Below are 6,968 nucleotides of genomic sequence, written 5' to 3'. Positions count from 1 at the left end.
CCGGCGGGCCGCCGGTCTCGACCCAGGCCAGGGCCAGGCGCGGGCCGCCGGTCCCGGCCGTCACGGTCCAGTCGATCCGGACGCGGCCGGCCGGGGTCGACAGCGACCCGTACTTCACCGCGTTGGTGGCCAGCTCGTGCAGGGCCATGGACAGCGACAGGGCCATGCGCGGCGTCAGCCGCACGGGCGGGCCGGTCAGGGTGAAGCGGCCCGGCGCCCCGTGCAGGGCCTGCAGCCGGCCCAGCACGTCGGACAGGTCGGCGCCCTCCCAGTTCTCGCGGGTCAGCAGGTCGTGGGCCTCGGCCAGGGCGACGATCCGGGCCGTGAAGGCCTCCTGGGCCTGGGGCAGGGAGCGGGCGGCGTGGAAGGTCTGGGCGGCGATCGCCTGGATCGTGGCCAGGCTGTTCTTCACCCGGTGGTTCAGCTCGTTGACCATCAGCCGCAGGTGCAGCTCGGCCTTCTTGCGCTCGGTGATGTCGACCGTGGCGCCGACCACGCGCTCCGGCTGGCCGGCCTCGTCGAAGAAGCCCCGGCCCTTGGCGGCGATCCAGCGCTCGGCCCCGTCCTCGCGGCTGACGGTCCGGAACTCGACGTCGAAATCCTCGCGGACGGCGGGGTCCAGGGCCCGCTGGAAGGCGGCCTGGGCGGCCTCGCGATCGGCGACGTGCAGGGCCTCGAAGAAGTCCTCGAGGGTGACGGGCAGGCCCGATCCGACGCCGAACATCGCCGAGCAGCGCTCCGACCACAGCAGGGCCCGGCCGCGCGGATCGAAGTCCCAGGTGCCGACATTGGCCGCGTCGATGGCCATGGCCATGGTCGCCTCCCGCAGGGCGACGCGAGCGGCGGCCTCCTTGCGCTCGGTGACGTCGGAGACGACCCCGACGAAGCGCACGCACCGGTCGTTCCGGAAGAAGGCCCGGCCGAAGGTCTCGATCCAGCGCAGCGCGCCGTCGTCGTGGCGCAGGATGCGGTATTCGTGGTTGATCGCGCCGTCGCCGGCCGGGTCCATGGCCGCCCGGACGGCGTCCGTCAGGGCGGGCAGGTCGTCGGGGTGGACCAGCCGCTCGAAGGCGTCGAGCGGATTTTCGATCTCGCCCTGGGGCAGGCCGTAGAGTTCGCGGCAGCGCTTGTCCCAGTAGCGTTCGCCCGTCATGGGATTGTGGTCCCAGCGGCCCATGCCCGCGGCGTCGACGGCGATGCGCAGGTCGGCCTCGGTGGCCTCCAGGGCGGCTTCCATCCGCTTGCGCTCGGTGATGTCGACCATCACGCCGCGATGGCGCACGGCCCAGCCCCTGGCGTCGCGAAAGACCTGGCCGCGCGCCTGCACCCACTTCACTGAGCCGTCGGTCTGGACCAGCCGGTAGTCCTCGAGGAAGTCCGAAGTGGTCTTCAGGGCCGCGCGGCCCGAGGCCTGTATGCGCGCGTAGTCGTCGGGATGCACCGCCGCCGAGACCTCGGCGAAGGGCACGCCCTGGGCGGCGCGCTCCGGCGAGATGTTGTGGAAGGTGGCGTAGCGGGCGTCGGCATAGAGCTTGTCGGCGGCGATGTCCCAGTCCCAGGCGCCCACGCCGCTGGCCGCCTCCAGGGCCAGCTGATAGCGCTCCTCGCTGGCCCGCAGGGCCTGCTCGGCCCGCACCCGCCGGGTGGTGTCGGACAGGGCGATCAGCACCCCGCCCACCCCGCCGGGCGCGGTGGGGTCGGGCAGGGGGCTGAGGCGGATGGTGAAATAGCCCTCGGTCACGGCCCCGCCGGCGTGCACCGTCGGCAGCAACAGGTCCTCGATCACCGTGCCCCCGCTCTGGCCGGCCAGCACCGCCCGTTCCGGGGCTTCGGAGTCGACCGCCGACGAGGGCGGGGCTTCGGCGAAGGTCGTGCCCAGGCCCCGGGGGTGCCGCTCGCCCAGCATCGGCGCGTAGGCGTCGTTGTAGATCAGCACCAGATCCTGGCCCCAGCGCAGGGCGGTGGGGAAGGTGCTGGCGACGATCATGTCGACCGCGAACTTCAGGCTGGGCGACCAGGTTTCCCGCGCACCGAGCGGCGTCGCCGCCCAGTCGAACGCCCTTATCCGCGCGTCCATGTCGAGGGGGGGCGGCTCCTGGATGGCGTGTCCTCGATCACGGGTATCCATCATGCCCGTGTTCCTTCCCGACCGTACTCGACCAGCAGGCGCAGGAGACCCCAAGCGGAGCGGGGTTTCAAGCAGCGTGGAGGTCGCACCGGGGGGCGCGCCCAAAGAAAACGGCCGTTTCCACCCCTCAAGGTAGAAACGGCCGCGCTCTCACAGAGAGGGTGTCAGTCGATAGACCTTAGTCGATCGGGTTCCAGCGCTGGTCGGCCGCGCCGTTGGCCCGCTTGGGACCCCGGAACTCGCCGCCGGCCGGCTTGGCCTGCGCCTGGCCTTGACCACCGCCGTTGCGACCACGGTTCTGGCCGCCGGGCTTGGCCTGGCCGTTGCCGCCGCCATTGGCGCCGGCGCCGCCGGCCCCACCATTGGGACGGCCGCCGCGGTTGCGCTGCTTGCGCAGTTCGGCCGGGACGTTGTTGCGCGGGTCGGCGCGGCGCGGATCGACGTACTTCTCCGGCGGCGCCAGCTTGTCGGCCACGGCCGCGGCGGCCGCCAGGGTCTTGTCGTTGCGGCGGTCGAAGGTCGGGATCGTCTGGCGGGTGGCCTTCTGGATGTCGCGCAGCAGGTTGCGTTCGTCATCGGCGCAGAAGCTGATGGCGACGCCTTCCTTGCCCTTGCGGGCGGTGCGGCCGATCCGGTGGACGTAGGATTCCGGCACGTTGGGCAGTTCGAAGTTGAACACGTGGCTGACGTCGTTGACGTCGATGCCGCGCGCCGCGATGTCGGTGGCGATCAGCGCCTTGACCTGGCCGGCCTTGAAGGCCGCCAGGGCGCGCTCGCGCTGGCCCTGGGTCTTGTCGCCGTGGATGGCGGCGGCCTCGATGCCGCTGGCGACCAGGTACTTGGCCACCCGGTCGGCGCCGCGCTTGGTGCGGGTGAAGACGATCGAGCGCTCGACGCTCTTGTCGGCCAGCAGTTCGGCCAGCAGCGGACGCTTGCGCTGGGCCTCGATGAAGATCAGCGACTGGTCGATGCGCTCGACCGTGGTGGCCGAGGGGGTGATCGCCACCTGGGCCGGGTTCTTCAGCAGTTCGCCGGCCAGCTTGCCGATCTCGCTCGGCATGGTGGCCGAGAAGAACAGGTTCTGGCGCTCCTTGGGCAGTTGGCTGGCGATCTTGCGGATCGGCACCACGAAGCCCAGGTCCAGCATCTGGTCGGCTTCGTCGAGCACGAAGATCTCGACGCCGTTCAGGTGGGCGGACTTTTCGCCCAGGTGGTCCATCAGGCGGCCCGGGGTGGCCACGACCACGTCGACGCCGGCCGCCAGGGCCTTCATCTGCGGGCCGTACTTCACGCCGCCGAAGATGGTGGCGACGGTCAGGCCCATGTGCTTGCCGTAGTCGCGGAAGCTGTCGGCGATCTGGGTGGCCAGTTCGCGGGTCGGGGAGAGGACCAGGCAGCGGAAGCCGCGGCGCGGGGCCGGCTTCTTGTCCTCGGCCAGGCGATGCAGGATCGGCAGGGCGAAGGCGGCGGTCTTGCCGGTGCCGGTCTGGGCGATGCCCAGCAGGTCGCGGCCGCTCATGACCAGCGGGATGGCTTGCGCCTGGATCGGGGTGGGCGTGGTGTAGCCCTTGTCGGTCAGCGCCTTCAGCAGCGGTTTGGCGAGGGCGAGATCGGTGAATTGAGTCAAGTTACGTGTCTCTCGTGCAGCCGCGCAGCGGCGCATGCGATCCTCGCACGGCTCGCCTGGCGGCGGGTCGGTGGGGAGCGCCCCGCGTGACACGGGCGGTCTGATGAGAAGCGTTCAGGGTGCTCGACAGGCTGGACCAGACAGGTCCCTCACGCGGCTGGAGCACCGATAGCGCCAGACGGCGCATGGCGTAGATCGTTTATTGCGGGCGCGAAGTCAAGGGCGGGCAAGGATTGGTGGTGACGCAGTTTGAATCAGCGGCTTGATAAACGCGTCAATGGAGGGCGGCGTGCCTGGGCGAAACCAAGGAGATCGCCCATGTACCACCGGACCGACATCATCCATCTGCGGCGCGGAGCGCAGCAACTCTCTATCGGCTGCGAATTTGAAGAAGGAGCCGCGCGCTACGTCGGTTCTGTCGACGGCAACCGCTGTGTGACTTCGATCACGCGGGAGGGAGCGGTCTCAGCATTGCTCCGTCACGTGGTCTGCGGTGCCATTCACGCGGGGAACATCGCGTGAGGTATGATACTGTCCCCTGGCCCGCCCGTTGCGGGCCAGGGACCCCAATGCCGCGCCGGAAGCAGACAGACTATCATGAAGAGATTGCGGCGACCTTGCGCGCCGCACGCCTCTTTGTCGGAGATTCTGAGCCTGAAAGCGAGGAGGAGGCGGCGGTGATCGAAGAGACCCGCCGCGAACTTCCTCGCGCGGACATGGCGAGGCTGGTCGCCCATGCTCGAAAATTGGCGCGCCGCGATTAGGCCGGGTGCCTAATTCCAATCCGCCGGCTTCTTCAGCCCCACTGTCGTGAAGTGGAAACGCTTGCGACCATCCACGACGTAGGCGGGTTCGATCACCATTCGCTTCGAAGCGCTGATCCGTTCGATGAACGCACCTGGATAGTCCAGGAAGACAACGCCGTTCATCGCGCCCGACGAGTGGCAGGTCAGCGTCTCGGGCACGGCGTCATCGAATTTGACGGTGATGTCGCCGTCTCCGCACAAGAACGTGCCGCCCTTGGTCATCTGAAACGCCACCGTCGGCTGATTGCCGGCTTTGACCAAGGTGACGGTTAGCCGTGACGACCGCACAGAACCCTTGAAGCGTTCGGAGTCGTCGGACTGGATGATCGCGTATGCGCGCTGCCCGTGCAGTTCGTCCGCACCGCCGCCATAACCCCATTTGGTTTCCGGCGCGGCGGTGGGCGTAGGCGATCTTACGGCAGGGGCATTCGGTGCCGGCGCGGAGCCGCCGCTTCCCGCCACACCAACCGCGACGAGCAGCCCTAACCAGCCAAACGCCACAATCCTCGCACCAGCGGTGTAGCCGGTGCGCAGAAGGAACCATGCGAAGATCACCGGCATGAGGAAGATGCCGATCGCGAGCCCCGCGCCGATGCGGCGAGGCTCGTGGTCATCTCTGTACGTCGCGTGCGAGTTCATTTTCAGCCTTTCACGGTTCGTTGCGCGCCCAAGCGCCACGGCCGAAAGCTTAACCAAACCCTCCATAATGCTACGTAAACGGTGTCGCCGTAAAAGCGGCATATCGCCAGCCTTGCGGTATGGCGAGCGAGCACACGCTTCGGAAAATCCTGGCGGACAATTTGCGCCGCTACCGCGCCAATCTGCGTCTCAGCCAAGACGCGTTGGCGTACGAAGCCGGCTTGCATCGTACGTTCGTAGGCGCCGTCGAGCGCGGTGAACGAAACATCTCGGTCGACAACATCGAGAAGCTGGCAGCGGCACTAGGCGTCGACGCATTTGAGCTACTTAAGCGACGACTCTAGTAATCAAGATTGGTAGCACGTGTAGCGGCCTGCTTATTCTATTTGTTGCCCGCACATATCGAAATAATTGATCATTTATCTTAATAATTATCTCAATTTAATGGCAGTGTTTGTTGCATTCACGCCACTGTTCTGAGGGTAGTGGTGCGAAAATATGGTTTATATTCTCTTGACGGTTGAATTTTAATTCTGAATGGCGCTTCTCCGCCGCGCCCGGATAGCCGGGACTTGCGAACTCAGGAGAACTGCCATGGACAAGAACAGCTATCTCGGGACTGACCGGTGTCGGCCAGCTACGGCACTGGATGAATAGACTCAACGCGCGGACCCGCGCTCTTATCCTCCACGCCCTACTGGAAGGGATGTCGCAGCGCTCCTGCGAACGTATCTTCGGCGTCAGTCAGAACACCGTCGTCAAGCTTTTCGAAGAGGCTGGTGATTGGGCGATCGCCCATCTCGCTTCATTGAGCGATCTCACAATCGCCAGAACCCAGGCCGACGAACTGTATGCGTTCGTCGCAGCGCGCAGCTTCAATGTCGCCGACATGGCAGCGCCCAGCGATGACGCGGGGACAATTTGGACCTACCTCGCGGTGTGCGCCAAGACCAAGTTGATCTACGCTTACCACCTTGGCGCCCAGGGCCTCGATGACGCCACGACCTTCATGCGGCGCGTGGCGTCCAAATTGAAGCGGAAGTCAGATGGTAGGTTCGTCGTCCGCCCCACGATCATTACCGACGGCCTAGGCGCATATCCCGAAGCGGTAGAGCGCGCTTTCGGATCAGATGCGAACCATGGCGTTCTTCGGAAGAGCTATTCGAAAACCGACAAGGACGGCAATCGCCTATCGGGGAGCCGCTACGAGGGCGCCCAGCGCGATGTCGTCAAGGGCGAGATCGACGAACGCGACATCCACACCAGCTATGTCGAGCGCCAAAACCTAAACGTCCGAATGGGCGTGCGCCGCTATGGCCGAAAGACCAACGCGTTTTCGAAGAAGTTGGCGAACCATGAGCGCCATGTCGCCCTCTGGATCGTCTACCACAACTACTGCTGGGTGCCGCGCCCGAGGCGGCCTCGCGACGGATCGCAAAGCTGGACAAAGCGGGTAACGGCCGCGATGGAGGCAGGCGTCGACGACGAGTTGTGGGGGATCGACCACCTGATCGGCATGACCGACGCCTTTACGCAAGATCGGCGGATGTCGGCTGACGACGAAACGGGCAAAACTGGCGCCGATAGCCAAAGCGTGGTGGTCGATCCCGCCGACGTTGAACTCGCCCCCTCGTATTGGGTCTATCGCAGCCGCCACCATCAAACGACGAAGGTTCACGCCGCAGGGTGTTCGAACTGCCGCGACGGGATGGGGAAGAAGGGAACGGGCGGGACGCCCGCCGGGGAGTGGCTGGCGGTCTATCGCCTG

At 66.5% G+C, this 6,968-nt stretch carries 7 protein-coding genes; 4 read left to right on the top strand and 3 right to left on the bottom strand.

Going from position 1 to position 6,968, the window contains the following annotated elements; genetic code table 11:
• Both PMI01_RS05830 and PMI01_RS05825 read right to left on the bottom strand, forming a co-directional pair.
• A partial coding sequence (locus tag PMI01_RS05830) for a PAS domain-containing sensor histidine kinase (RefSeq protein WP_007665198.1) occupies positions 1-2,131 on the bottom strand: 2,131 nt, incomplete at its 3' end.
• 175 nt (positions 2,132-2,306) lie between these two features.
• Entirely contained in the window at positions 2,307-3,755 is a 1,449-nt protein-coding gene (locus PMI01_RS05825; RefSeq protein WP_035034895.1) for a DEAD/DEAH box helicase, read from the bottom strand.
• Between the two features lie 318 nt (positions 3,756-4,073).
• Here PMI01_RS05825 and PMI01_RS26970 point away from each other — a divergent pair, with 318 nt between their 5' ends.
• Together PMI01_RS26970 and PMI01_RS26965 are read left to right on the top strand one after the other, a co-directional pair.
• Positions 4,074-4,277 (top strand): hypothetical protein, encoded by a 204-nt coding sequence (locus tag PMI01_RS26970; RefSeq protein ID WP_007665194.1) that lies wholly within the window; start codon positions 4,074-4,076, stop codon positions 4,275-4,277.
• A gap of 47 nt (positions 4,278-4,324) precedes the next feature.
• The gene (locus PMI01_RS26965; RefSeq protein ID WP_157223688.1) at positions 4,325-4,519 is read left to right on the top strand and encodes a hypothetical protein; all 195 of its coding nucleotides are present in this window, start codon (positions 4,325-4,327) and stop codon (positions 4,517-4,519) included.
• Positions 4,520-4,528: 9 nt separating this feature from the next.
• Here the strand turns inward: PMI01_RS26965 and PMI01_RS05820 are convergent, their stop codons facing one another.
• Positions 4,529-5,200 carry a hypothetical protein gene (locus tag PMI01_RS05820; RefSeq protein ID WP_007665192.1) on the bottom strand — a complete coding sequence of 224 codons (672 nt, stop codon included), beginning with the start codon at positions 5,198-5,200 and terminating at the stop codon, positions 4,529-4,531.
• A gap of 119 nt (positions 5,201-5,319) precedes the next feature.
• Between PMI01_RS05820 and PMI01_RS05815 the strand changes: the two genes are divergently transcribed.
• Together PMI01_RS05815 and PMI01_RS26375 are read left to right on the top strand one after the other, a co-directional pair.
• A complete protein-coding gene (locus PMI01_RS05815; protein WP_035034891.1) occupies positions 5,320-5,544 on the top strand; it encodes a helix-turn-helix domain-containing protein in 225 nt (74 codons plus the stop codon).
• 362 nt (positions 5,545-5,906) lie between these two features.
• Positions 5,907-6,968 (top strand): IS1 family transposase (locus PMI01_RS26375; RefSeq protein ID WP_007665190.1); only part of this gene is annotated, 1,062 nt, incomplete at its 3' end.

The organism is Caulobacter sp. AP07 (assembly GCF_000281955.1).
Taxonomy (GTDB): domain Bacteria; phylum Pseudomonadota; class Alphaproteobacteria; order Caulobacterales; family Caulobacteraceae; genus Caulobacter.
Note: the sequence above shows the minus strand (reverse complement) of the source record. Positions and strands in the feature narration are given on the sequence as shown.